21 protein-coding genes and 1 pseudogene are annotated in these 23,717 nt (G+C 69.0%); 13 read left to right on the forward strand and 9 right to left on the reverse strand.

Annotated features, from left to right (window positions below):
• Positions 1 to 137 precede the first annotated feature (137 nt).
• Positions 138 to 962: an aldo/keto reductase gene (locus tag AC07FA_RS27435; RefSeq protein WP_479078992.1), complete on the reverse strand. Its 825-nt coding sequence runs from the start codon at positions 960 to 962 to the stop codon at positions 138 to 140.
• Between the two features lie 291 nt (positions 963 to 1,253).
• The gene (locus tag AC07FA_RS27440) at positions 1,254 to 2,459 is read right to left on the reverse strand and encodes an MFS transporter (RefSeq protein WP_479078993.1); all 1,206 of its coding nucleotides are present in this window, start codon (positions 2,457 to 2,459) and stop codon (positions 1,254 to 1,256) included.
• 211 nt (positions 2,460 to 2,670) lie between these two features.
• Here AC07FA_RS27440 and AC07FA_RS27445 point away from each other — a divergent pair, with 211 nt between their 5' ends.
• From AC07FA_RS27445 to AC07FA_RS27460, 4 genes are all read left to right on the forward strand, one after another.
• A complete protein-coding gene (locus AC07FA_RS27445) occupies positions 2,671 to 3,540 on the forward strand; it encodes a metalloregulator ArsR/SmtB family transcription factor (RefSeq protein WP_479078994.1) in 870 nt (289 codons plus the stop codon).
• The gene (locus AC07FA_RS27450; RefSeq protein WP_479078995.1) at positions 3,537 to 4,139 is read left to right on the forward strand and encodes a dihydrofolate reductase family protein; all 603 of its coding nucleotides are present in this window, start codon (positions 3,537 to 3,539) and stop codon (positions 4,137 to 4,139) included. The genes AC07FA_RS27445 and AC07FA_RS27450 overlap by 4 nt, the downstream gene beginning before the upstream one ends.
• A gap of 467 nt (positions 4,140 to 4,606) precedes the next feature.
• Entirely contained in the window at positions 4,607 to 4,801 is a 195-nt protein-coding gene (locus AC07FA_RS27455; protein ID WP_479078996.1) for a hypothetical protein, read from the forward strand.
• A 249-nt stretch (positions 4,802 to 5,050) separates the two neighbouring features.
• Entirely contained in the window at positions 5,051 to 6,076 is a 1,026-nt protein-coding gene (locus AC07FA_RS27460) for a Ppx/GppA phosphatase family protein (protein ID WP_479078997.1), read from the forward strand.
• Between the two features lie 148 nt (positions 6,077 to 6,224).
• On the opposite strand, the gene AC07FA_RS27465 is transcribed toward AC07FA_RS27460, so the two are convergent.
• Positions 6,225 to 6,461, reverse strand: coding sequence for a DUF5133 domain-containing protein (locus tag AC07FA_RS27465; RefSeq protein ID WP_479079143.1), 237 nt, complete (start codon positions 6,459 to 6,461; stop codon positions 6,225 to 6,227).
• A 408-nt stretch (positions 6,462 to 6,869) separates the two neighbouring features.
• Between AC07FA_RS27465 and AC07FA_RS27470 the strand changes: the two genes are divergently transcribed.
• Positions 6,870 to 7,061, forward strand: a complete 192-nt coding sequence (locus AC07FA_RS27470) for a zinc-binding dehydrogenase (RefSeq protein ID WP_479079144.1) — start codon at positions 6,870 to 6,872, stop codon at positions 7,059 to 7,061.
• Positions 7,062 to 7,079: 18 nt separating this feature from the next.
• Positions 7,080 to 7,205: a hypothetical protein gene (locus AC07FA_RS27475; protein ID WP_479078998.1), complete on the forward strand. Its 126-nt coding sequence runs from the start codon at positions 7,080 to 7,082 to the stop codon at positions 7,203 to 7,205.
• Positions 7,206 to 7,385: 180 nt separating this feature from the next.
• Here the strand turns inward: AC07FA_RS27475 and AC07FA_RS27480 are convergent, their stop codons facing one another.
• The gene (locus AC07FA_RS27480; RefSeq protein WP_479078999.1) at positions 7,386 to 8,369 is read right to left on the reverse strand and encodes a LuxR family transcriptional regulator; all 984 of its coding nucleotides are present in this window, start codon (positions 8,367 to 8,369) and stop codon (positions 7,386 to 7,388) included.
• Positions 8,370 to 8,588: 219 nt separating this feature from the next.
• Between AC07FA_RS27480 and AC07FA_RS27485 the strand changes: the two genes are divergently transcribed.
• The 5 genes from AC07FA_RS27485 (at position 8,589) to AC07FA_RS27505 (ending at position 13,904) form a co-directional block, all read left to right on the forward strand.
• Positions 8,589 to 10,001, forward strand: a complete 1,413-nt coding sequence (locus AC07FA_RS27485; RefSeq protein ID WP_479079000.1) for an aminopeptidase P family protein — start codon at positions 8,589 to 8,591, stop codon at positions 9,999 to 10,001.
• Between the two features lie 1,573 nt (positions 10,002 to 11,574).
• The gene (locus tag AC07FA_RS27490; RefSeq protein WP_479079001.1) at positions 11,575 to 11,949 is read left to right on the forward strand and encodes a PadR family transcriptional regulator; all 375 of its coding nucleotides are present in this window, start codon (positions 11,575 to 11,577) and stop codon (positions 11,947 to 11,949) included.
• Entirely contained in the window at positions 11,946 to 12,545 is a 600-nt protein-coding gene (locus tag AC07FA_RS27495; protein WP_479079002.1) for an HAAS signaling domain-containing protein, read from the forward strand. Before AC07FA_RS27490 ends, AC07FA_RS27495 begins: the two co-directional genes overlap by 4 nt.
• A 311-nt stretch (positions 12,546 to 12,856) precedes the next feature.
• Positions 12,857 to 13,189, forward strand: a complete 333-nt coding sequence (locus AC07FA_RS27500; protein WP_479079003.1) for an ArsR/SmtB family transcription factor — start codon at positions 12,857 to 12,859, stop codon at positions 13,187 to 13,189.
• A 34-nt stretch (positions 13,190 to 13,223) separates the two neighbouring features.
• Positions 13,224 to 13,904 (forward strand): NAD(P)H-dependent oxidoreductase, encoded by a 681-nt coding sequence (locus tag AC07FA_RS27505; RefSeq protein ID WP_479079004.1) that lies wholly within the window; start codon positions 13,224 to 13,226, stop codon positions 13,902 to 13,904.
• Positions 13,905 to 14,218: 314 nt separating this feature from the next.
• Here the strand turns inward: AC07FA_RS27505 and AC07FA_RS27510 are convergent, their stop codons facing one another.
• From AC07FA_RS27510 to AC07FA_RS27525, 4 genes and pseudogenes are all read right to left on the reverse strand, one after another.
• A complete protein-coding gene (locus AC07FA_RS27510; protein ID WP_479079005.1) occupies positions 14,219 to 15,280 on the reverse strand; it encodes an FUSC family protein in 1,062 nt (353 codons plus the stop codon).
• Positions 15,281 to 15,970: 690 nt separating this feature from the next.
• Positions 15,971 to 17,215 carry an MFS transporter gene (locus AC07FA_RS27515; protein ID WP_479079006.1) on the reverse strand — a complete coding sequence of 415 codons (1,245 nt, stop codon included), beginning with the start codon at positions 17,213 to 17,215 and terminating at the stop codon, positions 15,971 to 15,973.
• A 75-nt stretch (positions 17,216 to 17,290) separates the two neighbouring features.
• Positions 17,291 to 17,740 (reverse strand): annotated as a pseudogene (locus AC07FA_RS27520) (hypothetical protein).
• The gene (locus tag AC07FA_RS27525; RefSeq protein WP_479079007.1) at positions 17,737 to 18,564 is read right to left on the reverse strand and encodes a glycoside hydrolase domain-containing protein; all 828 of its coding nucleotides are present in this window, start codon (positions 18,562 to 18,564) and stop codon (positions 17,737 to 17,739) included. The pseudogene AC07FA_RS27520 and the gene AC07FA_RS27525 overlap by 4 nt, the downstream one beginning before the upstream one ends.
• A gap of 641 nt (positions 18,565 to 19,205) precedes the next feature.
• Here AC07FA_RS27525 and AC07FA_RS27530 point away from each other — a divergent pair.
• Entirely contained in the window at positions 19,206 to 19,655 is a 450-nt protein-coding gene (locus AC07FA_RS27530) for a spore-associated protein (RefSeq protein WP_479079008.1), read from the forward strand.
• A gap of 169 nt (positions 19,656 to 19,824) precedes the next feature.
• Here the strand turns inward: AC07FA_RS27530 and AC07FA_RS27535 are convergent, their stop codons facing one another.
• Positions 19,825 to 21,072, reverse strand: coding sequence for a serine hydrolase domain-containing protein (locus AC07FA_RS27535; RefSeq protein WP_479079009.1), 1,248 nt, complete (start codon positions 21,070 to 21,072; stop codon positions 19,825 to 19,827).
• A 426-nt stretch (positions 21,073 to 21,498) separates the two neighbouring features.
• Here AC07FA_RS27535 and tap point away from each other — a divergent pair, with 426 nt between their 5' ends.
• On the forward strand, positions 21,499 to 23,715 hold the full coding sequence (gene tap, locus AC07FA_RS27540) for a telomere-associated protein Tap (protein WP_479079010.1): 2,217 nt from the start codon (positions 21,499 to 21,501) through the stop codon (positions 23,713 to 23,715).
• Positions 23,716 to 23,717: the final 2 nt, after the last annotated feature.

Raw genomic sequence — 23,717 nt, forward strand, 5'->3', positions numbered from 1 at the left:
TCTGGTTCTACTGTCTCCCCTCCTGTTGGGGAAAACCATCTCTCCCATCCCCTCCACCTGGTGGTGGTTTCTTTTTTCAGTGCCCCCTCCCCCTTGTGGCCCGGATCCCCCCCTGCCCCCCCCAGGATCGGCCGGTGTCAGTTGAGGGTGTCGGGGTCGGGGCCGGTGCGCATGCCGCTGTCGAGCGAGGTGATGGCCTCGACGTCGGCATCCGTGAGTTCGAAGCCGAAGACGTCGAGGTTCTGGCGGATACGCTGCGGCGTGACGGACTTGGGGATGACCACGTTCCCGATCTGCAGGTGCCAGCGCAGGACGACCTGAGCAGGTGTCACGTCATGACGAGCGGCGATGGATGTGATCGCCTCGTCCTTGAGCAGCGCACCCTGGGCGAGCGGACTCCATGCCTCGGTGACGATGCCGTGCTGGGCGTGGAACTCGCGCAGTTCCTTCTGCTGCAGCCCCGGGTGGAGCTCGACCTGGTTGACGGCCGGCACGGTGTTGCCGTGGTCCAGGAGGCGCTGGAGGTGATCCGGCTGGAAGTTGGAGACGCCGATCGCGCGCGTACGTCCGTCGGCCAGCAGCCTCTCGAGGGCGCGCCAGGTGTCGGTGTACAGGTTGCGTGCGGGGGTGGGCCAGTGGATCAGGTACAGATCGACGTGGTCGAGATCAAGCTTGTCCAGCGAGGCGTCGAACGCCGCGAGGGCACTGTCGTAGCCCTGGTCGGCGTTCCACAGCTTGGTGGTGACGAACAGCTCGTCCCGGCTGATTCCCGAATCGGCGAGGGCACGGCCTACACCGCGCTCGTTGCCGTAGATCGCAGCCGTGTCGATGCTGCGGTAGCCGGCCGCGAGTGCCGTGCTCACAGCGGCGGTGGTCTCCTCGTCGGGGACCTGGAAGACACCGAACCCCAGCTGCGGCATCTCGACGCCGTTGTTGAGGGTGATGTGGGGGATGGAGGTCATGCTGTGTCTCCTGTGGGGTGGTTGATGCGGGTGTGGGGAACGTAGGTCGGGAAGCTGGGTTGGGGGTGGGGTTGGGGTCGGCGGCCCGGGGGCCGGGGTCCCGGGGTCGAGATCTGGGGGTCAGGGGCCGGGGTCAGGGAGCCGGGGGCAGGGGAGCGGAGAAGCCATCGTCGAAGACGAGGGTGCCCACTCCGCCCCAAAACACGAGCGGCGGCGGTGACCGTTGGCCACTGAGGAAGGGCGCGTTCCCGGAGGAGCTTCCCTGGGATGTGATGCTGCCCTTCCCTGACTTCAGTGGACGGCGACAGGCTGCTCGTCCGCAGCGGTCTCACCGATGGAGGGCGCGCGCCGCGCGCCCCGCTTCTCCAAAGAGCTGGACAACACGGCGAGGGCCAGGGCGGAGGCGGCCAGGAGTGCGCCGACCCAGTTGGGGGAGGTGTAGCCGAGCCCACCGCTGATGACGATCCCGCCGAGCCAGGCGGCGAGGGCGTTACCGGCGTTGAAGGCGCCGATATTGACGGCCGACGCCAGGGTGGGGGCGCCGTGGGCGTAGTCCAGGACGCGCTTCTGCAGCGGCGGTACGGTGGCGAAGCCGAGGGCGCCGATCAGGAACACCGCCACTGCCGCGGCTGCCTTGTTGTGGGCGCCGACGGTGAACAGGGCCAGTACCAGCGCCAGGCCGCCCAGCGCCGTGTAGAGCATGGGCATGAGCTTGCGGTCGGCGTATTTCCCGCCGATCAGGTTTCCGGCGACCATGCCCAGACCGAACAGCACCAGAAGCCAGGTCACCGAGGAGTCGGCGTAACCGGTGACGTGGGTCATCATCGGGGCGATGTACGTGATGGCGGCGAACACTCCGCCGAAGCCGAGTACGGTCATGGCCATCGCGAGCAGGACCTGCACGTTCTTGAACGCGCTCATCTCGTGGCGCAGCCGTACGCCTTCCGGCTTGGGCAGGTCGGGCACGAGCTTGGCGATCCCCGCCAGGCCGATCAGCCCCAGCGCCGCCACGAAGAGGAACGTGATACGCCAGCCGGCACTCTGCCCGACGAAGGTGCCCAACGGGACTCCGACGACGTTGGCGACGGTCAGGCCGGTGAACATCGTCGCGATCGCCCCAGCCTTCTTCTCCGGAGCCACCAGTTCCGCGGCAACGACGGAACCGATACCGAAGAAGGCGCCGTGAGCCAGTGAGGCGACCACCCGGCCGATCAGCATGACGCTGAACGTCGGAGCCACGGCGGACAGCAGATTGCCGACGACGAACAGGCCCATCAGCAGCATCAGCATCCGCTTACGGGTGATCTTGGTGCCGAGGACGGTCATGAGGGGAGCGCCGAACATGACGCCGAGGGCGTAGCCCGTGACGAGGTACCCGGCGGTGGGGACGGAGACGCCGAAGTCGCCGGCGACTTCGGGCAGCAGTCCCATGATCACGAACTCGGTGGTCCCGATCCCGAAGGCCCCGATGGCGAGGGCCAGGAGTGCTAGGGGCATGACGTCGATCCTTAAGGTGCGGAAGCTCTTTACAAGCGTCGACAATAATTGCGTACGCGGGCTATTGCAAGCGGGCCATAGGGGCGCATGCATGCAGGGGCGGTCCCGGCTTGTTCTGGCGGTCGAGCGAACCGGAGCCGGGGTCCGTGGCGATTTCGTCCCTCGCGAATATTCCTTGACGGGAATATTCGTTACAAGGAATACTCTCTCCATGGACCCACTCCTCGCCGCACTGGCCGACCCGGCCCGCTGGCGTCTCATCAGCCTGCTGGCCGAGCGGCCCCGCTCGGTCGGCGTTCTCGCCCAGCTCGCCGGGGCGCGCCAGCCGCAGACGACCAAGCACCTCCAGACCCTTGAGCGCGCCGGCGCAGTCGTCTCCCAGCGCACTGGCCAGCGCCGTATCTACGCGCTCCGGCCCGCCGCCCTGCGGGACCTGGCTGCCGCGCTCAGCCGGCTCGCCGACACCGCGGACCAGGCAGATGGCTCGCGGGCGACCTACGACCGCTATGGGCGCACCCTCGACGCGGAGCGGCTCGCCGCGCAGAAGCAGGGGTGGGCCGATGGCCGCTCGTTCACGTTCCTTCGGACGTTGGCGGGGCGCCCCGAGCTGGTGTGGCGCCACCTGACCGAGGCCTCTCTGCTCGCCTGCTGGTGGACGCCCGACGACCTCCGTGTCTCCGAGCTCGTCTTCGAAGCACGCCCGGGCGGGCGGATCGTCCACGAGTACCGCGATGCCGAGGACGCCGACGGCTCCGACCTGGTCGCCGGGCGTGCGGAGGGAGTCGTCGACGACGTACATCCCGGCGAACGCCTCGCCTACCGGCTCTCCCCTCTCCTTCCCGACGGCAGTCTCGCCTTCACCGCCCACGTCGACCTCGGCCTGCGGGCCACCGGCACCGGCACGGACCTCGACGTCCACTGGCGGATCACTGACAGCACGGTCGACTCCGCGGACTTCATCGCAGGCATCGAGATCGGCTTCGGTCAGAGTCTCGACAAGCTCATGGCAGCCATCGCCGCCGACGCGCACGACACCGTCAGCGCAGACGGCCCCGACACCGACACGAGGAGCACGAAGTGACAGAGCAGACCGCCGGCCGCAGGGTCGTCACCAACATGAGCCTCTCCCTCGACGGCCACTACGCCAAGCCGGTCGACCCTCAGGACATGAGCTGGGTGATGCCGTACGCCCACACCGACGTCGCCCGCGACCACATGACCAGCCTTTGGGAGCAGGCCACGACGGCCCTGCTCGGTCGGGTCAACGCCGAGGGCTTTCTGGGTTTCTGGCCCACGGTCATCGGCAGGGAAGGGGTCGACCCGCGGGACGAGGGCTTCGCGAAGTGGCTCGTCGACACCGACAAGGTGGTCCTCTCCTCCAGCCTCGGCGAGACGCCGTGGGAGCGGACGACGATCGTCGACAAGTCGGCACCCGATGTGGTCGCGGATCTCAAGGCCACCGAGGGCGGGGACATCCTCGTACTCAGCAGTGCCAGCGTCATCAAGGCGCTGCTGGCCGCCGACCAGGTCGACCGGCTGGCACTCACGATCTTCCCGGTCTTCCTCGGCGGCGGGCCGCGCCTCTTCGACGACGGCCTGCCCGCCGCGCAGTGGGCGCTTGTCAGCCAGGCTGCGGGCGACTACGGCACGTTGGCTCTGGTCTACGACCGAGTCCGCTGAGCCAGCCGAACAGCGCGCGTTCGAGTCGGCGACCACGCGGCGTCGGCGCCAGGGGGGCAACCACCGCACCCAGCCACTCCGGATCGCCGAGGCGGTGCAACGCCTTCGCCTCGGACGTCTTCACGACCAGATCGCACACCAGAGCCGTGTGCATGGGCGTGTAGGTGCGCTCGCGGCGGGCGTAGTTCACCAGCCAGGGCTCGTGCGGACGAAGGAGACCCGACACGAAACAGCCGCTGAGGCCGCCGTCCATGTGGCCCTCCGGCCCTTCGCGAGCTGCGACTGCCCGGCGCTCCTGGTTGGCCCAGGCGCCGAACTGCTGGGAACAGCAAGGGATTCGGGCGACGACGTGCTACCACGGTGATGGGTCCGGTGACATGGCGCGCCCATCGGCTTTCTGTTTGGTGGCCAATGACACGCAGCCCCGACCTGACAGGAGGGCCCGGGAACATGGAGGATCGGGTCCCATGAACACTGCAGAGATATCTGGGCACCCGCCGATCTACGACCGTTTGCTGAAAGAACGCGGAGACGTCCTGACCGAGGCGCGAGACGCGGCCGAGCAGGTACAGCGCCAGGCGCGTCAGGCGCTCGACTGGAGCGGCTTGCGCCCCTCCGCGCGGCCAGGCGGGGAGGAGCGCCCCTTCTCCGCTTTCGGCTAAGGGCCGGCCAGTGAGGGTGCAAGGTTCAGTGGCATGGGGGGCGGTACGCGGTTGCGTACCGCCCCCCTTTGTTTTGTCGTTGCCCGTCGGCTGCTCTGGTACTGATGCCTGCGCCTCGCGCTCGGGTGGGCGTGAACCAACTGGCATGTCGGCCGGTCCTACGCCTACGGGCGGCCACCGCCACCCTCGTCGCTGCCTTGCCGGCCGACCTCAGGAATCGGGCGTCGCGGGTGTGGGTAGGCGGAGGAGATGAGAACGGGTGTGATCGATGCGGGCTCGAACACGGTCCGGCTGGTCGTGGCGGATATGGCGGGTCAGGCCCCTGTGCCGGTGCACACGGCGAAGTGGCCGTTACGCCTCGCCGAGCGTGTCGGGCCGGACCGCCGGTTGGATGACGCATCGATCAGAGACCTGACGCATGCCGTGGCGGAGGCGAACAGGGAAGCGTGGCGTCATGGTGGAGGCGAACCGTACGCGTTCGCCACCGCTGTGGTGCGGGATGCCCCGAACCGGCGCGAGATCTGCCGTGCCGTCGAACAGGGCAGCGGGGTCACGCTGAAACTCCTGCCGGGAAAGACGGAGGCGGAGCTGACGTTCCTGGCGGCGCGGCGCTGGATGGGCTGGCGCGCAGGTTCGCTGGGGCTGCTCGACATCGGCGGGGGCTCGCTCGAGGTGGCATGCGGCCGGGGGGCGCTGCCGGACTACGCGGTCTCTCTGCCGCTGGGCGCGGGACGTCTGACACGCGAGTTCTTCGCCGGCCAGGACGTGCCGTCGGCCCAATCGGTCAGAGCGCTGCGCCGGCACGTACGCCAACACCTGGAGGACGCCGCTGCACGCATGCGGTGGGAGTCGCCCCGCACGACGGTGGTCACCTCCCGTACGTTCCAGCAGCTGGCCCGGCTGTGCGGAGCGGCTTCGGAACAGGCAGACCCGTTCGAGGACCGTGAGCTGACGCAGAAGGACCTGCGCAGCGCGGTGCGGCGACTACGCCGCCTGCCTCCTGACCAGCGGGCACGCCTGCCCGGGATCTCCCGCCCACGGGCCAAGCAGTCCCTGGCCGGCGCACTGGTCGCACACGAAACGCTGCGCCTGACCGGCTCCGAGACCGTCACGGTCTGCCCGTGGGCGATACGCGAAGGCATACTGCTGCGAGCCGTCGAAGAGGATGGCGCCCGGTGGTGGGCCGACCAGCCCGGCAGCACCGGCGAGGACGTCGCACGGGGACACGTGCCGCTGTTCCTGGCTCACGACCTGGTGCCGGTCGGTGCACGGTGACCTACGAGAGTTCAGTCATCGCGCGTCCTTGCGGACAGGAGTGGTGTACGGAATGGGTTCCCGCACTCGTCCGCGTACGGGGAGAGCTCGATGGCGCACATGCCGTTCGCGGACGAGGCGGTTCGTTTCCCTGGCCGGCTATCTCTGGTCAGGGCGTGGGCGTGGTGAGAACGGAGTCATCCTGGGGGCGCGCGCCGGGCAGTTGGTGGCGTGCGGCGATGAGAGCGGCGTCGACATCACGGGTGCCGGTGGACACGCAGAGCGTGTAGGCGATGTCGTCCATCCGTTGCCGCACCTCCGCGTCGCCGTCTTCCGCGTGCAGGATGCGCAGGGTGTCGTACTGCTCGACGAGATTCCGCAGAACCGCGGGGTGGGCCATCAGCACCGGGCGTCTCCAATTCACCGTCAACTCACATGAGTCATTCGCCGCCTCGCCTACCCCGGACCCTGACGGATACACCGCTCTTACCGGGCGTGGCTGAGTCCTTGCGTGGGCGCGGCGGCTCGGTGGCATGGAATGGAGTACGAGCCGCCGTGCGGCGCCTCGCCCTCCCCTCCGGGACACCTGCCGAACTGGTGGCGCTGATCTCCGGGGGAGTGGGCCAGACATGGGCCGTGCGTTTCTCGTGCTCGACCGGGTGGCCCGGATCGAGCCCGGAGAGAGTGTCCTGATCCATGCGGCGGCCGGCGGTGCCGGAAGCCAGCTCGGCCAGGCCGCGCACCTCCTGGGCGCGGGCCGTGTGGTCGGCACCGTGGGCAGCGAAGCGGAAACAAGACCGTCAGCGGCTTCAACCTGGCCGCCTTCTCTGCCGCCTCCCCCCAGGAGACGGGCCAGGCGCTGCGCCGGGCGGTGGCGGCCGCAGCAACAGGAGACCTGCGAGTACAGGTCGAAACCCTGCCCCTGGAACAGGTTGCCGAGGCCCACCGCCGTATTGAGTCAGGCACGACGACGGGCAAGCTCGTGCTCCAGATCGCGGCGCTGTGACCTGCGGCCGATCCCGTTGTGCTGCGGGCGCGCAGCCTGTACGTACGTATGGGCGTGGCGTGCAGCAACGCCGGCACCAGTGCCGTGGGGCTGTTCCACGACTGCACCGAGGAGCCGTTCCACGACCCCACCGAGGGTGCCTAGGACCGTGTCCTGGACGTCAGCCCTCGGTGGCCGACAGGGACAGACGGCCCGACCCGCTGTCGGGGCGAAGGGGCCTACGCCTCCGTGGTCACCCACGTGGCCACCCCCATGGTCGGCGCGGTCGCAGGCGAGCGGGCGGGCCGAGCTGCCCGCCCGGGTTTCGCCCGGCGGGCTTACGGGTCACAACCATCCACACCGCTGTGCCTGCAAAGCCATCTGGAAGCGGTTCGCGGCGCCCAGCCGGGCCATCAGGACCTGCAGACGGCGGAACAGCGTGCGGCGACTGATTCCCAACTCGCGGGCGATGACGTCGTCGCTCGCACCACCCGCCAGGAGCCACAGGAGGCGCCGGTCGGCGGGCGGCAGGCCGCCCGGGCCGGTGGTGCGGCCGTGGAACGGCAGGGCGTTCTGCCAGGATTGCTCGAACAGTGCCATGAGAGCGGAGAGCAGGCCGCACGGCTGCACGACCAGCATGGTGTTGTGCACGTCGGCCTCTTTGATCGACAGCGACACGAGCGCGTACGCCTCGTCGATGATCACCAGTTTGACCGGCACCGAGGGCAGTACCCTGGCCTGCTCGCCGGCCTTGACACACGGTTCGATGACGTCCTTGAGGTGCCCCGGATGCTCCAGCGACTCCCGTGAGTACACGACGCGCTGCGTCACACCGCGGGCGAGCGTGGCCAGCGCGTCGTCAGTGGCGCCCGGCAAGGGGAAGTACGGCGGGGACTCGAACTGCCGAATCTGATCACGAGCGCTCGCCCAGGCGTGACGGACCCTGGGGCCGATGGCGTCGCCGGTGACGACCTCGACCAGATCGTCGTTGTACGCGGCGAGCCGCTGACGCCGGAACGACTCGAATGCGCCCCCGACGGCGATACGCGACTCCTCGACCTCGGCCGCCCGGTGCCGGGCCAGGATCTCCAGGCCCGCGGTGGGCGGAACCGGGGCCACCACGTCCGCACCCACCTCGGCGGCACTGGCCAGACCCGCGTCGACCAGCGCGCCGTACGCCGTGGCGAGTTCAGCATCGCCCAGACCGGTTGTGGTTCCGATCGCACTCAGCGGAGCGGGGGACAGCTCAAGCAGCGCCAGATAGACCTGGCACGCCGCGTGATCGATTCCCAGCAGCCGAAGGGCCTCGCCGATTTTCGCGTTCGTCATACGCCGCATTATCGACGGCTCCCCTGGGAGCGATGGCTGATCTGTGCCAGTGGCACTCTCGGGCACCAAGCGCGCGCGGTGGGGGATACCGTCCAGGAGCCGTCGGCGACCGGCGGCAGCGAGGGCGCCCGGCCCCACCGGGAAGGAGCTCGGCCTGTCCGCGTGCTTCTCTGCCCTCGCCCTCGCCGCTGAGGAATCCACCCAGAAGAAGGTGTTGACATGGCGAAAGGCCGGAAGAACGGTCTCTACTCAGAGATCTCCGAGGAACTGTCCGCGCTGATGCGGACGGGCTGGGCAGACACCGAGCAGCACGACCTGCGGCTCGCCGAGCAGGCTCCGCACGCGGCCCGCCGCCGCGCCGAGCTCTCCGCGCTCTTCCCCGGCGAACGCCTCGTGATCCCCTCCGGGAACCTCAAGGTCCGCTCCAACGACGACACTTACTCGTTCCGCCCTTACTCCGGCTACGTACACATGACCGGAGACCAGGCCCGGGACGGCGCGCTCGTCCTCGAACCCCGTGCGGACGGCGGCCACGACGCCTACTGCTACCAGCTGCCACGCGACGGCAGGGACGACGACGAGTTCTGGACCGGCGCCACGGCGGAGCTGTGGATGGGCCGGCGTCGCTCTCTCGCCGAGGCGGAGCGTGTGCTCGGCCTGCCCTGCCGCGACGTCCGCACGGCGGCCCGCGACCTGGCGGCCGGCTCCGGTGCGCCCACCCGGATCGTCCGTGGTCTCGACACGTCCCTGGAGGACGCCGTCACCAGCGAAGAGGAGCGCGACGCCGAACTGGAGGGAGCGCTCAGCGATCTCCGCCTCGTCAAGGACGAATGGGAGATCGCCGAGCTCCGCAAGGCCGTGGACTCCACCGTGCGCGGATTCACCGATGTGATCGGTGAGCTCTCGGGGGCGGTTGCGTCGTCCGAGCGATGGATCGAGGGCACGTTCTTCCGTCGCGCCCGTCTCGAGGGCAACTCCGTCGGCTACGGCTCGATCTGCGCCGCCGGCGAGCACGCCACGATCATGCACTGGACGGACAACGACGGTCCGGTCCGCCCGGGCGACCTGCTCCTGCTCGACGCGGGCGTGGAGACGCACACGCTCTACACCGCCGACGTCACGCGTACGCTGCCGATCAGCGGGACCTTCACGCCGCTGCAGCGCAAGGTTTACGACGCGGTGTACGAGGCTCAGGAGGCGGGCATGGCCGCCGTCAAGCCGGGCGCCGCATACCGCGACTTCCACGAGGCGGCCCAGCGCCACCTGGCGGCCCGTCTGGTCGACTGGGGCTTCATCGAAGGCCCGGCCGACCGCGCGTACGAACTCGGCCTCCAGCGCCGCTTCACCATGGCCGGCACCGGCCACATGCTCGGCCTGGACGTCCATGACTGTGCGCAGGCCCGGAATGAGGCGTACGTCGACGGGGTGCTCGAGCCGGGCATGGTGCTCACCGTCGAGCCCGGCCTGTACTTCCAGCCGGACGATCTCACCGTGCCCGAGGAATGGCGCGGCATCGGCGTCCGGATCGAGGACGACTTGGTCGTCACCGACGATGGTCACGAGAACCTGTCAGCGGGCCTGCCGCGGTCGGCGGACGACGTCGAGGCATGGATGGCCCGTTTCGCGGGCTGAGTGGGCCGAAGTCGGCGTGCCGGTGTCGCTTGCTGTCCCCCGTGGACTCACGAACCCATCGAGGTCGCGAAGCGAGTGTGTCCAGCGTGTCCGCGGGGGGCGCATTGAGGAGAAACGAGTCGGCAGAGGGTGCGCTCACAGGCGACGGGTGAGAGTTGGCCGGGCTCAAGGACAGCAGGCGGGCGCGGCGGCGGCGGATATCGGGGGAGGGGGGCTTCCCGGAGCGGGAGGCGCCGCTGTCGCAGCCGCGGGGACTGGGCAATGCCATGGCCAACTGGGGCCGCGTTCATGCACAAGACGGTTACTGACGGCTCAGCTGGTTGTCCCGGGCGACGACGGTACGGCCCCGGGGGCGCGGGCGGGCCGAGATGCTCTCCGCAGCTGGCACTCAGGCTCGATCGCACAGCCACGGCCACGGCCAAAGTCACGGCCGCAGCCGAACAGTCACAGCGACGAACCACTGCCGCTTATTGAACGTGTTCAATATTCCTGACAGGATGGCCATGCTGCGGCGACCGTCTACTGAGCGAACCGCGTGTCTTCGTCGTGCTGGTCATCCCCGTGCTGGGACAGCTCCTGTTCGCGCTGTGCATGATGCGCGCCCGCTGCTCGGCGGCCTATCCCAGCTCCGACGGCGAGTGGCCCGGCCCTGACAGCCTTGGCCGCACTGGTCGGCTGCGGGCCCTACACGTATGCCGAGGTACCCAGGATCCACGACGTCGCGACGGCCGAGATATTGGCGACTTGGCGCTGCATTGAGCACGCAACTCACCCTGCGGCGTGATGGATCGGCCTCCATCACCTTGTTGGACGGTGAGGAATTCGACTTCGGCGACGGCTGGCGGGTCTCCGGTACGGGAACCTGGACACTGGCCGACGATGCCGACCGGGGGCAACATCTGCGCCAGACCCTCACGGCCCGTACGGCCTCGACCGTTCGTCGGGAGTGGGAGCGGCGGGCGTTCCTCCGGAGGCCCGCGTACGGGCGCCCGAGACCTACACGTGGACGTTCCACATGCGCCGCGACACGTGCCAGGAGCTACAGCTGTACTTCTCCTTCGGCGGCCCCGACTCGGGGAGCACGTACGTGATGGAGAGAAAGTCGGCCATGGCCGAAAGTGGCCCAGTAGGCCCGACGTCATCAGAATCTCGACGATCGACAGACTGGAGTCGACACCCCCCGGCCGACGCTCGCACGCCACGATTGCGTGCGATGGGCCTCGGAGTCTGTGCGGGGTCTGCACCATCACGGATGTGCTCGCCGGCCACCGGGCGCCCCTGCGGGTCAAGGGTGTCGAAGGGTGCGGTGGCGACCGGATGGCCGCGGAGTGGAACGCTCGCTACCGCAGGCCGCTGGGCTCCCGGCCCGGAGCCTCGGCAGGCCGGTCGCATGCCGCCCTGGCTCGATGTCAGGAGTTGTTTCCGATCTGCGGGTTTGTCGAGTCACCCGCCTGATCGTGGCCTGATGGCGACCGAGAAGGGCGTAAGCACCAGCACCACCGGACCGATGAGGCAAGGGCTCCGCGGCGCCCCCACTTCCCATCTACTTGTCCGACCAGGTATCTTGCATCGCATGGAACCAGGTGATTCAACCAAGCAGGCCCGGGCGGCCGCCCAGCTGCGCAAGGGGGTCCTGGAGTACTGCGTACTCGCCCTGATGCGGGACCGTCCCCGCTACGGCGTGGAACTCCTTCGCGCCTTGGAGGAGTCCGGTGCCCTGGCCACCAGCCAGGGCACGGTCTACCCGCTGCTCTCCCGGCTCCGGCGCGACGACCTGGTCACCACCACCTGGCAGGAGTCCGCCTCCGGCCCTCCCCGCCGCTACTACGCACTCACCGACAGCGGCCGGGCCGCGCTCGACGAGTTCACCCGCGTCTGGCCCGGCTTCCGCGACGCCGTCGACGCCTTCCTGACCACCCCGCACCCCTCCACCGGAGACCTCGCATGAAGACCTCTGCCGACCTTGTACGCGACTACCTCTCCGCCGTAGAGCGCGAGGCCTCCACACTCCCCACCGACCGTCGCCAGGAACTCCTCGCCGACCTCGCCGAGCACATCGAGGTGACGCGCGCCGAACGCCCCGGCGCCGCGATCGGCGAGATCCTCGGGGAGCTGGGGGATCCCCGCACGATCGCGGCAACGGCACTGGCCGAGGCGGGGAACGGGGCCGCCGGAACCCTGGCCCGGAGCGGTGCCGACGCACCCGCCCGGCGCGGCAAGGTGCACCCTCTGATCCCGCTCCTGATGCTCACCCTCCCCTTCCTCTTCGCGGCGGCCTTCCCCGACGTCCCCGCCCTGCAGTTCTGCAGCACCTTGTTCCGTGTCATCGGTGCGGTACTTCTCTGCACCTCGGTGCACTGGACCGCCGTCCAGAAGACCACCGGCGTACTGCTTGCCGCCGTCCTGCCGACCGTCGCCATCGGCATCTGGATAGGCTCCAGCGCCGCCCCGGCCGGCGACACCCCGGCCCTCCTTGCCAACCTGGCGACCCTCGCCCTGCTGGTCGGCACGGCAGCATGGCTCTGGCGTGTCCGCCGCGCCTGAGGCGTTGTTTCCGGTCTGCGGGTTCGTTGAGAGCCGGTGGGTGACTGGTGCGGTGTCCGAGGGTGGCCGGTCAGCGGGTGATGCGGCGCACCCCGGTCCCGTCGGGTACCCCCGCCAGGACCTGCGCGGGCGGCGCTTCCCCCGCCACGGCCTGGAGCGGGACCGGGGCGAACACGACACCGCATCCGGTCGGACGCCCTGCCTCAACGGCTTGGAAACAACCACTCAGCACCGTCGCAATCCAGCGGCGTGAGATATCGCAATATCGGGATATAGTGGTGCGTCGGAGCGTCTGGCGAGAGAGGTGACCTGTGGCCGCGACAGCAGGGTTGGGTCCGGGGGATCTGATCGAGGTCTTCAAGGCCCTTGGCAATCCAGCCCGATTGCAGATCATGCAGTGGCTGAAGGACCCCGAAGCGCACTTCGGCGAGTACGAGCCGATCGCGGACCGTCAGTCGGTCGGTGTGTGCGTCACGCACATTCAGGCGAAGTCGGGACTCGCCCAGTCAACCGTCTCCAGTTATATGAGCACGCTCGAACGGGCGGGACTCGTGCGTCCCACCCGGGTGGGCAAGTGGACCCACTACAGACGCGATCAGGAGCGCCTGGCGCAGGTGGCGGAAGCGATTGGCGCCGCCATCTGATTGACGAATCGCAATACGTCGATATGATCTTCTCATGTCGACCTTCCGTGCTGCTCCCACCGCCCTGATCGTTCATGCTCATCCTGAGCCCCACTCGTTCGGCACGGCCCAGATGACCACCGCGGCTCAGGCCCTGCGCGATGCCGGGTATCAAGTCGACGTCCTCGACCTCTACTCCGACGCATGGGCGCCGGTCCTCGCGCGCGAGGAGTTCGGACCGGTGGAAGGGCACTTCAAGCCACAGGCCGAGCAGCAGCGCGCGGTTGAGGACGGGACGCTCGACCCGGCCGTCAAGGACCATCTCGACCGGCTGCTTGCCGCTGATCTGCTCGTGCTGTCGTTCCCGATGTGGTGGTTCTCGCTGCCCGCCATCCTCAAGGGATGGGTGGACCGGGTCTTCGTGATGGGCGGGGTCTTCGGAGGGGACTACGGACTCTTCGGTGACGCGGCGCTCGCCGGAAAGCGAGCGATGCTGCTGTTCACGACAGGGGGGCCCAGTGAGTCGTTCCGGCCTGGTGGCGCCTTTGGTCCGCTGGACGATTTCCTGTTCCACATCCACCGCGGGATGCTGGAGTTCGTCGGCCTCCAGGTGCTCGACCCCGTGGTCACCTATGGGCCGGCCCGTATGAACCACCACGAACGAACAGCGGCGCTGGATGCGGTCAGAGAGTCGGTCGCGCTCATCGCGGCGGATGCGCAGACCGCCGCTCGTTGATCCCGCTCCCGAAAGCCAGGACACTCGAACGTGCCGCATCGCGGACCGGCCGGGCACCGAGCGGACTGGTCTGCTCCGTCCGCCGGAATCTCTCGGACGAACCTGCGCGACGCCCACACTCTGGCCACCGTGGCACGCAGTCTTCGTATCACCGACACAGACTGACTGAGGCCGACCTGTCTCGCACCCCACACCGCAGCCGCCTCGATTGCCGAACCCTGGAGCTGCGACACCGAGCCGGCTGCCTGATGCCCTGCTCGCTCCGCCTGACCCACGTGGACCTCTGGCAACGCGCCCGCCCAACTACCTCCGATTCACAGGCCGTCCCTGTGACGTGACTGCTCGGCCAGCAGCTCTTCGGTCAGCCTGCGGGCATCGGCGAGGAGGGATCCGTAGAGCGTCATCCACTCCGGATGGGAAGTGTCAGCGTCTCTCAGCGAGTGGCGCAGTTCGTCATGGGCGCTGCGTACCTCGTCGACCGCTGTGCTGAAACGACCAAGTGCGGCCTCTCCGTCGCCCTCGCTGAGGCCGCCGTACGCCTCAACAGCAGCTCCTGCCCGGCTGAGGAACCAGGAGTAACGGGCCGTCACCCCCTCCGTAGGCCGTGGACTGCTGGCGTGCTGATCCGCTGCCTCCACAAGCGTGCGTGTCAGGTTGTTGAGATAGTCCGTGAGCTGATCAAACAGATACAGGGAATGTTGGAACGGGCCCTCAAGATCCCTCAGCTTCGCCCGGTGTCGGCGTTGCGGATTGAACCGGGCGCTCTCCTTGCTCCAGTCCAGGGCGGAGCGGGCCTGCGCGATGAGGCCATTGAGGCGGCGGGTCCGCCGGTACCAGTCCCGGGCCTGCCGTTCCTCCCACGAGGTGGCCAGCCCTTCAGCGATGGAGGTGAACACCCGAGTCGCCTCTTCGATCACTTCGCCTACAGCGTTCTGGGTGCTACGCAGGTACACAGGCGGCAGGACGAGCATGTTGACCCCCACGCCTACGGCAGCGCCGAGGACCGATTCCAGCAGCCGAACGCTGGCCGCCCCGACACTCGGTTCACCGAACGAGAGAGCGAACAGCGCTGCGGTCGCGCTGTAGAGCCCTTGGTCTCCCAGCCTGCCCCAGTTGCTGAGCAGCATGGTGAGAGGAAGAACCACGGCCATCGCCGCCGTCGGATCGCCCAGGGCCATTCCGCCCGCCGTGGCTAGGACGGTGCCCATGGCGATGGCAGCCAACTGCTGCAGCGCTTGGGTGTACGACTGATAGACGGTGGATCGCACGAGGACGACAGCGACCCAAGGCGCGATGTACGGCAGTGGCGCTTCCAGCCACCAGCGGGCGATCAACCACGCCAGCAAGGCCGCCAGAGCCGCCTTCAGCGACTGCACCGCCAAAGCCCTCTCGCGACCCGGCACCGTCCACGCATGCCGCACGAAACGCCCCGCCGGCAAGACCTCTGCGCGTACGAACTCCGTTGCACGGACTCGGAAAGTCATGACCGTTCCAGTACCACGAGAGAGGCCTTTTATCCCGCGGAACGCCGACTGCGTCATGAACGAGAAGAGGGCATCACCGCAGCTGAACGCCGCCTAAGCGCCGACAAGGCCTCGACGATCCGAGTGCTTTCCGGTGCCACAGTTCCAACCGCAGTGGCGACGTCTGGACTCCGCACCGCCGGAACCGGCCTCACAGGTCGTTTCACCATGAGATCGCCTGAGGGAGAGGGATGCCGTGACCGCAGTGTTCTGCGGAGCCCTTCCCAGAAGGAAGAATGGCCGTCATGACGACATGCAGGAAGTGCGGCGGGCAAAGGAGGCGGTGGCCTCGTTCGTGTTCACGATGCCGCACTCAGGGCGACCGGGCGGACGCGGCTGCTGACGCGGGAGAGTTGGCCGCGGAAATGGGCGCGTTCGGATGGATAGGGCGGGGGATCGTGGGCGTGTTGCGGATGCTGCTGCGCGCCTTCGACTGACCGGCCCTGCGGGCACGTGCGGCCACCGCCGTGCTGATGCCCAGGCAATCCTGGCATCAGGAGACTTTGGTGCCGGTGCCGGTGGCGCCGGTCGAGCTGCGGCGTGTCACGTGAGGCTCGCAGCCTGTTTCCTTGCCTTCCGGGTCCCGTCCTCCCGGCGGGGGAGCAGCAGCGGGGTGGCGAAGAGGAGGACTCCGGCGGCGGCGATCGCGGTGCGGGGGTCTGTGACGGCGGCCAGCAGGCCCCATCCTGCGGTCAGGGCCGCGATCGCAGCGCTGCTGCTGACCGACCACGCGGTCAGGGTGCGGGCGACCCGGTCCGGGTCGGTGTGGTCGAGCCGGTAGGTGGCCAGTACCGGATTGAACACGCCGCAACAGGTCACCAGGCCGAGTTGGACGCCGATGATGAGGACGATCCCGGGGACGCCGGGCTGGACGAACGCCAGCCCGAGAGGCCAGCACGCACGCAGCGCCCCGGCGGTGCGCATCACCCTGTGCTGCCCGAATCGCGTCACGAGCCGACGTGCGAGGCGTGCGCCCACGAGGCCACCGACGCACGGGGCCGCGAACACCAGACCGTACTGCCAGGGTGTGAAGCCGAGGTGGTCCAGCAGGAGTACGGCGAGCAGCGGCTCGGACGCCATGATCAGGCCGTTGACCACGACCGCGTTGAAGAACAGCGGGCGCAACGTGGGGTGGGCGAGGATGTGGCGCCAGCCTTCGAGCAGATCGCGTGCTCGCAGCCGCGGTGCATGGGTCCGCTCGGGACGCGGTTCACTCCCGCCGATGGCGCGGATGCCCAGGGCCGAGAGCAGGTAGCTGACCGCATCGGCCATCACGGTCGTCACCGGGCCGAACAGCCCGATCGCGGCTCCTCCGAGCGGCGGTCCGAGCATGGTCGAGGCCCAGGTCGTGGACTCGAACCGGCCGTTCGCGACGAGCAGGTCCTGCGATGGTACGAGCGTTTTCAGATACGCGCCGCCGGCCGCGTTGAAGGCGATGTTGGCCGCGGCGACGACGACGGAGACGACGAGGAGCTGGGTGAAGCCGAGCCGGCCGAGCGCGAACGCGGCGGGGATGCTCATCAACGCCGCGAACCGGGACAGGTCCATCGCGACCATGACAGGCCGTTTACGACGGAACTCGACCCACGGCCCGAGCGGCACCGCGAGCACGGCTCCCACGGCCCGCCCCGCGGCAGCCAGCGCCGCCACCTCAGCCGGTCCGGAGTCCAGGACGAGGATCGCTATCAGGGGAAACGCACCGAACCCGAGCGAGCTGCCGTACGAGCTGACCGCATACGCCGCCCACAACCACCCGAACCTGCGCCCCAGCGCTCGCCTGCCCGCCATACCTCCGTGCGCCTCTCGCCGACCCGAACCACCACCACTGACCACCGGCATCAAAGCGGGGGGCGGATGCCCAGGTCAAACAAGCGATCGGCGAGGATCGCTGCCGCAGAAGACGCAGACGTAGTCGCCTTCACACACGATGTTGTGCTCCTGGCGGGCAGGACACCGCCGGAACACCACCTCGTGAGTGAAGCCGGACGGACGCCCGAGCTCGATACCGTCCAGGGCATGGGCGACAGCCGACCAGGACTCCACGTCCGGGCAGTACCCGGTCGAGTGGTTGCTGGCGTCGCCCACGACCCATCGGTTCGCCTCGCGGGTGAAACCGATCTCGCCGGCGCTCAGCACCGGCTCTCCGTGGGCACAGGCCACGTGTTCGCTTGTCCGCGGCGCCAGCCGAAGCACACCGTCCGTGCCCACCACAAACGTGAACGGCTCGGCCAGCTCCGCTGGTGATCACTCAGCGACCCAGACCTCGAAATCAGCCGCCGAACCGATCTGGGATCCGCCGCAGCAGGGCCTCACCCGATGATCGCGACCGGGGCGTCCCAGGCGTTGCGGTCGACGGTGATGGTGTACCCGCCGCGGGTCTCTTTGCTGTTGACCATGTACTGGTGGCCGCGGCTGTGGTCAGTGAACTGAGTGGAACCCCACGGCCAGTCGGTCGTGGTCGTGTTCTTCTTGTCCCACAGTGCGTACCAGAGGTTGCCCGGAAGGTCGGTCTTGTCCGTGGCGGTGGCGATGGCTTTGGCGCTGGAGCTGCTGAAGCCGTAGTAGCCGCCGCGGTAGGTCTTGGCGCGCAGTGTCTTGGTGAAGGAGCGCACGTAGGTCAGCACGGCGTCGTTGCACGCCTTGTTGGTGATGTCGTACGGCTCCATGTCGAGGTAGATCGGGCTGCCGACCTTCATACCGAGTGCGGATGCCTTGGCCACCGCGTCCTTGGCATTGCTCGCACCGACAGATGCCGCTGTCGAAGCGGTGAACTTCTCCGGATTCGCACTCTTCTGGCAGGGCGGCTGAGCCGCTACGTAGATCGGAATCAGCTTCCAGCCGCCGGCGCTGACCGACTTCACCCAGGACGCGGTCAGGTTCGGCTGGGCGCAACCACGGTTCCTGCCCCCGACGTACACCGCGGCAGCGCCGTAGAACCCGGTGCGCCAAGCCTTCATCGCCGCAAGGGAAGGAGCCGTGCAGGTGTCGAACGCCCGGCCGGTGTAGGTCTTCTGCGCAGGCCACGAGGTTGCCGCCATCGACGTCTGAGCCGCGACTCCGGCACCTGCGACAACGGCGGCACCCGCCGTTGCCCAGGCGATGTATCGGCCCTTCTTGGACAGCCGGTGACTGGACATCCCCACCCCATTCATATGTACGGCACGCGCGTCCGCGGCCGACGCGCCTGCCGGGACGACGTACGTCCTGGAGCACGGCCCCCACCGAGGTACGGACACGGCCGCTGGCACACGCAGTGATCCGCTCCGGGCACCCGGAGCGGATCGCACGATAGCCGATGCAGGTGTCATGCGTGCCACCACAGTGAGCAGGTTGAGGCATAGCCCGCCGCGCATGCGAGTCGTACCGTGTGATGGCCCCCGGGAGGCTGCCGGTTGCTGGCAGGTCTGCGGTCTGCGCACCGCCGCTCCGACTCCGGCTCCACCCCCGCGGTCGGCCAGGCCGCCCGGTGGAGCCATCAGCGGGCCGCGCCCGCCCGGCGACAGAGGCGCGGCCAGTAACCGCCCTTCGGCGAGACGCCGCGTATGGGCGGGCTACAACGAACACGCTCGCTCACCGGCACCGCCGTGGGGTTCGGGGCTGTGAGTCGGCAGTCCGCCGCCCAGGCGGCCCTGGCCCCTGGATCCATACTGCGTTCCCTGTCCCCTCACGTCATCCGTAAAAATCACCCGGCATCTCTCCGTACCGGCACAACCTTCCTGGGTACCCGAGTGTCACAACAAGTGGGAGTAAATCACTCCCATGGACACAAGGGGGAAATATGGGAAGTGTGCGTAATCTCGCGACTGTTGGGGCATTGACCACGCTGGTGGTGGGCGCCACGGCCGTGGTCGGTACGACCGCCTCTGCCGCACCCAACGTCACACCGCAGGGTGTCTGTGGGAGTGCCTACAAGACCGTGAACTCGGTGCCCGTCGGCTCCCTGGGCACCGTCTACCTGACGTACAACTCCTCGAACGGCAAGAACTGCGTCGCGACCATCCGCGCCAACCCCGGCACGGCCAAGGACATGTCGACGTACATCTACGTCCCCGACACCGACGCGTGGGCCGGGGACTCCGGGTACTTCACGTCGTACGCGGGACCGGGCTACGTCTACGGCAAGGGCCACTGCGTGAGCTGGGGCGGCAACATCGCCAACGTGTACGTGTCGGTGGAGAACTCCAACTGCGCAGCGCTCAAGGAACACCGGGTCACCGAAATCCGCTGATCCGGATCATCACCCGGACCCCAGGTTTCGCGCCGCCGTCGCCTGGGGTCCGGCCGCCTTACTGCTGACGGTCGCCGGGGAGGTATCCCGGCGGCACCGTGCCATCAGGACGGCGGCGGGCTTGCAGGCTGCGGTCGGCGCGACAGGGCACCGAGTGCCTGGGGCCGCGTCATTCGGCACCGGCGCACAGGGCGCGGTCCACGAGCCCGCGGACGGCCCGCTCGGCGGCGAGCAGCTGCTCGCCGCCGCCGGTGCCGTTGGCGACGACGACGACCGAGCGGCGCCCGTCCGCGGTGAAGCCGGTGCGCACCGTGAATCCCTCCAGGTCCCCTCCGTGGCCCCAGGTATCGCCGCCGCAGGTCAGCGGCTGCTGCATCAGTCCCAGGCCGTACCGCAGGCCGGGGAACCCCACGTGGAAGTTCTCGCTGACGGACACGGTCCTGCGCATCTCCGCGAGCTGGGCGGGAGGCAGCAGGCGCCCGCCGAGCAGGGCGGTGAAGAAGCGGTCCACGTCGCGTTCGGTGCCGACGAGGGCAGCGGCCGCGTCCGCCTGGGAGATGTTCCTGGCCGTGGTGTCGGTCCAGGTGACCGAGCCGGGGAACAGGTGGTAGGTGTGGGCATGCGGCGGCTTCAGGTACGGGTCGTCGCCGGGGGCGTAGGTGCCGGTCAGGCCGAGCGGCCGGATGATGCGGTCGCGTACCTCCTCCGCCCAGGGCCGCCCGGTGGCCTTCTCGATGATCATCCCGGCGAGGACATAGCCGGTGTTGGAGTAGTTCCAGTCGGGCTTGGGGGCATCGGCCGGTGCGGGTGGGAAGTCCGGTCGGTGGCGCACCGCGCCGGCGACCAGCTGCTCGGGGTCCCAGTGGTCAAATCTCGTCCGCTCGAAATCGGCTGCGGTGTTCCCAGTGTCCTCTTCGGGGCCGTAGTTGTGGATGCCGCTGGTGTGCTGCAGTAGGTTCCTGACGGTGATGAGGCTGCCGTCGTTGCCGTTGCCGCTCACCACACCCGGCAGCCAGCGCTCGACGGTGTCGTCCAAGGCCAGGCGGCCCTCGGCGACGAGTTGCAGCACCACGGTGGCCACGAACGTCTTGGTGACGCTGCCGATCCTGAACTCCGCCCCGCGCGGCACAGGGCGGCCGGCGTGCAGCTCGGCCTCGCCCGCTCGGGCGTGTACTGTGCGGGCGCCGTCGCGCACCTGCACTGTGATGCCGACGAACCCACCCTCCGCAAGGACTCGGGCCGTTTCGCGTTGGAGCTGCCGGGAGGTGAGCCGGACGTCCGCGGAGGCCGCGGTGGCCGCGGACGCCGGGTGGGGAGCGGCCGCAGCACCAGGCGCGAGTGCCGTGGACGCAACGGCGGCAGCGAGGAGAGAGGCGGTGGCAAGGCGGGCCCGCGAGGTCTTCTGTGTTGCCTTCATGCCCTCACACTCTGCCGGGGCGGGTCGGCTGCGCCCATGGCGGCAGCCTCCGGAACGGGTGTGGGGATACCTCCAGGGTTCAGGTCGGGCCCGCCGGTAAGGGACTTCCCGGACGGGCTGGGGAAACGACGCATCCATCGCGCGGGCGGAAGGCCGCGAAGGGGACACCCGGGGCGCAGGCGACCGCCTGCTGTGGCAGGTCCTTCGCCGGCGACCGGTCGGATCTGTCTGGGGAGCGGGGCGGGTCACCAACCTTCGATGACAATGCTCAACCTTCGCTGCGAGAGATCAAACGTCAGTCCGCGGCGTCACGAGGCCGACGTGCTGCCAGGCCTACTGTACGGATAATGCTCGACGTAAGTGCGCCAAAAGTTTATTTGGTACGCGTTTGGGTGTAGGTTCAGGGCATGATCGGGGAGGTTTCTCATGGCTGAACTGTTCGATGCGGTCGATGCCCTCATCGCGGACCACTCACCTCTGCCGCCACCGGGGGAGCGGGAGCGGCTGCGTAAGGCGCACGGCCTGACGCAGGAACAGGTCGCCGCCGCTCTCGGCGTGCGCCGCGCGACCGTGGTGAGCTGGGAGAACGGCAAGACGGAGCCCCGCCCGCCGCAACGCGAGGCCTACGCCCGGCTGGTGAACAAGCTCGCCGAGCTTTACCCCGCAGCCCCCGCTCCAGAGATGGCACCGACCGCAGCCCCCGCTACAAAGACGGCACCGCCCCAGCCCGCCGTCGGCCCCGCCGCTCCGGCGACGCCGCGAACCGCCGGCACCCCCGTCCCCCCCTCTCCGGCCGCATCCGGTCCGGCCCTCGACACAGCACCCACCACTGCTGAAGCAGCCACCACTTCCGCCCGGCCCGCCACCCCGACGGCTGCGCCCGCTCCCACACGCGCCAGGCCGTCGGCGTCCCGCCGTCCGGTACCCAAGAAGGCCGCCACGGCCCCAGCGGACTTCGATCCGCGCTACGCGAACGGCCCGCTCGCCGTCGTCGATGTCGAGGACGGGCACGTCTCGGCGTACTGCGTCGGCGGTCTCGTCCTGGACGTGCCCGCCAAGTCCGTCCCCGCTCTCGTCGAGTGGACTCTCAGCGAAGCGAAGCTGGGCGCGCCCCGGCTGAGCCGTAACGGCAAGGACGCCGACCCCCTGATCGTCCTCACACCCGCAGCCTGCGAACGTTACGGTCTGCCCCTCCAGCTCAGTGATGAGGAACGTACCTCGGGGCGGCTTCCGGAAGGCCACAAGGTCATCAAGCAGCTGGCCCGGGCCGACTGGCAGCTCACCCGCCGGGGTTTCGGTCCGTGGGCCCGTATCTACCGCCCAGCCCTCGGCGGCAAGCGCGCCTGCGTCCAGCTGTGCATTCCGTCCTGGAACGCGCTCGACGCCCGCAGCTGGGGGAGCGCCGGACAGCTCCCCGCCCCCGAACTCGCCCGCCTGCTCGGTACGTACGCGACCCGCGTGATCACCCCCCGCGGCTCGACGGCCGTCACCGGCCTGGAGCTGATGACCGCTCTGCACCCGCCCACCAGGGCGAGCGAACCCGACAGCACCGGCAAGCGCCACAGCGAGCACAATCCCGGCTCCCTGGGCAAGGACCCGGTGGACTGCGCACCGTGCGAAGCCCCCGACGGACACCCCCTCCTGGCTCACCTGCCGCGCTTCCACCAGCGCACCCCGGCCGAGATGCTGATGGAGGAGGCCTACGACTGGGCGCGCCCGCTCACCGACGAGGAATGCACCCAACGCCATGTGGTGGGCATCGACGTCAACATGGCCTTCGCCGCGGCCGCCAACGGCACCACCGTGGGCCTGGGCGCGCCGGCTCACCTCCGCGATCCCGCCTTCGACGCGAAACTGCCCGGCTCCTGGCTCGTCGACCTCTCCCACGTCGAACTCGACGAACGCCTGCCCTCACCGTTCACCCCCAGGGGCGAGCGCCCGACAGGTCCGGCGTGGTACGCGACACCCACCGTCGCCTACGCCGTCGAACTCGGCTACCAGGTAACCCCGACCGAGGCCTACGTCCGCCACGAGAGCGGTCGCTACCTCGATGGCTGGTACAACCGCCTCCGAGACGCCTACATCGCGACGATGGCCGACCTCGGTGTCACCGCCGACCTGTCCCCGGCCGACTTCCTGGTGGCGATGGACGGCTACCGTCAGCATGACCCGCAGATGGCGACCGTCCTGTCCGCGGTCAAGGCCACCGTCAAGGGCGGCATCGGCAAGCTCCGCGAACGCCCCCGCGGCGAAGGCTGGAAGCCGGGGGAGCCCTGGCGGGCCCTGTCCCGCCCCACCTGGCGCCCCGACATCCGCGCCGCCGTCATCTCCAAGGCCCGCACCAACATGCACCGCAAGATGCTCAAGCTCGCCGACGCCACCGGCCAGTACCCGCTCGCGGTCCTCTCCGACTGCGCCGTCTACGCCAGCGACGGCCCCAGCCCCCTCGACTTCCTCCCCTACAAGGACGGCAAGCCACTGCCCGGCGGCTTCCGCCTCGGCGTCAGCCCCGGCATGGTCAAACATGAAGGCACCCAGACCACCCTGTGGGCCGAAGGAATCCACGAGGAACACGGCCAGAACGAGAACCTCGCCCGGTACATCAAAGACGGCCACGTCACTCACACCGACAACGGGGAGTAACC

The organism is Streptomyces sp. NPDC045968 (assembly GCF_056430475.1).

Coding starts and splice junctions, on each gene's coding strand:
- AC07FA_RS27490 (WP_479079001.1), top strand. CDS start 11,575: ATGGAACCAGGTGATTCAACCAAGCAGGCCCGGGCGGCCGCCCAGCTG.
- AC07FA_RS27455 (WP_479078996.1), top strand. CDS start 4,607: ATGAACACTGCAGAGATATCTGGGCACCCGCCGATCTACGACCGTTTG.
- AC07FA_RS27445 (WP_479078994.1), top strand. CDS start 2,671: ATGGACCCACTCCTCGCCGCACTGGCCGACCCGGCCCGCTGGCGTCTC.
- AC07FA_RS27505 (WP_479079004.1), top strand. CDS start 13,224: ATGTCGACCTTCCGTGCTGCTCCCACCGCCCTGATCGTTCATGCTCAT.
- AC07FA_RS27480 (WP_479078999.1), bottom strand. CDS start 8,369: ATGACGAACGCGAAAATCGGCGAGGCCCTTCGGCTGCTGGGAATCGAT.
- AC07FA_RS27495 (WP_479079002.1), top strand. CDS start 11,946: ATGAAGACCTCTGCCGACCTTGTACGCGACTACCTCTCCGCCGTAGAG.
- AC07FA_RS27535 (WP_479079009.1), bottom strand. CDS start 21,072: ATGAAGGCAACACAGAAGACCTCGCGGGCCCGCCTTGCCACCGCCTCT.
- AC07FA_RS27525 (WP_479079007.1), bottom strand. CDS start 18,564: ATGTCCAGTCACCGGCTGTCCAAGAAGGGCCGATACATCGCCTGGGCA.
- AC07FA_RS27515 (WP_479079006.1), bottom strand. CDS start 17,215: ATGGCGGGCAGGCGAGCGCTGGGGCGCAGGTTCGGGTGGTTGTGGGCG.
- tap (WP_479079010.1), top strand. CDS start 21,499: ATGGCTGAACTGTTCGATGCGGTCGATGCCCTCATCGCGGACCACTCA.
- AC07FA_RS27530 (WP_479079008.1), top strand. CDS start 19,206: ATGGGAAGTGTGCGTAATCTCGCGACTGTTGGGGCATTGACCACGCTG.
- AC07FA_RS27440 (WP_479078993.1), bottom strand. CDS start 2,459: ATGCCCCTAGCACTCCTGGCCCTCGCCATCGGGGCCTTCGGGATCGGG.
- AC07FA_RS27435 (WP_479078992.1), bottom strand. CDS start 962: ATGACCTCCATCCCCCACATCACCCTCAACAACGGCGTCGAGATGCCG.
- AC07FA_RS27460 (WP_479078997.1), top strand. CDS start 5,051: ATGAGAACGGGTGTGATCGATGCGGGCTCGAACACGGTCCGGCTGGTC.
- AC07FA_RS27485 (WP_479079000.1), top strand. CDS start 8,589: ATGGCGAAAGGCCGGAAGAACGGTCTCTACTCAGAGATCTCCGAGGAA.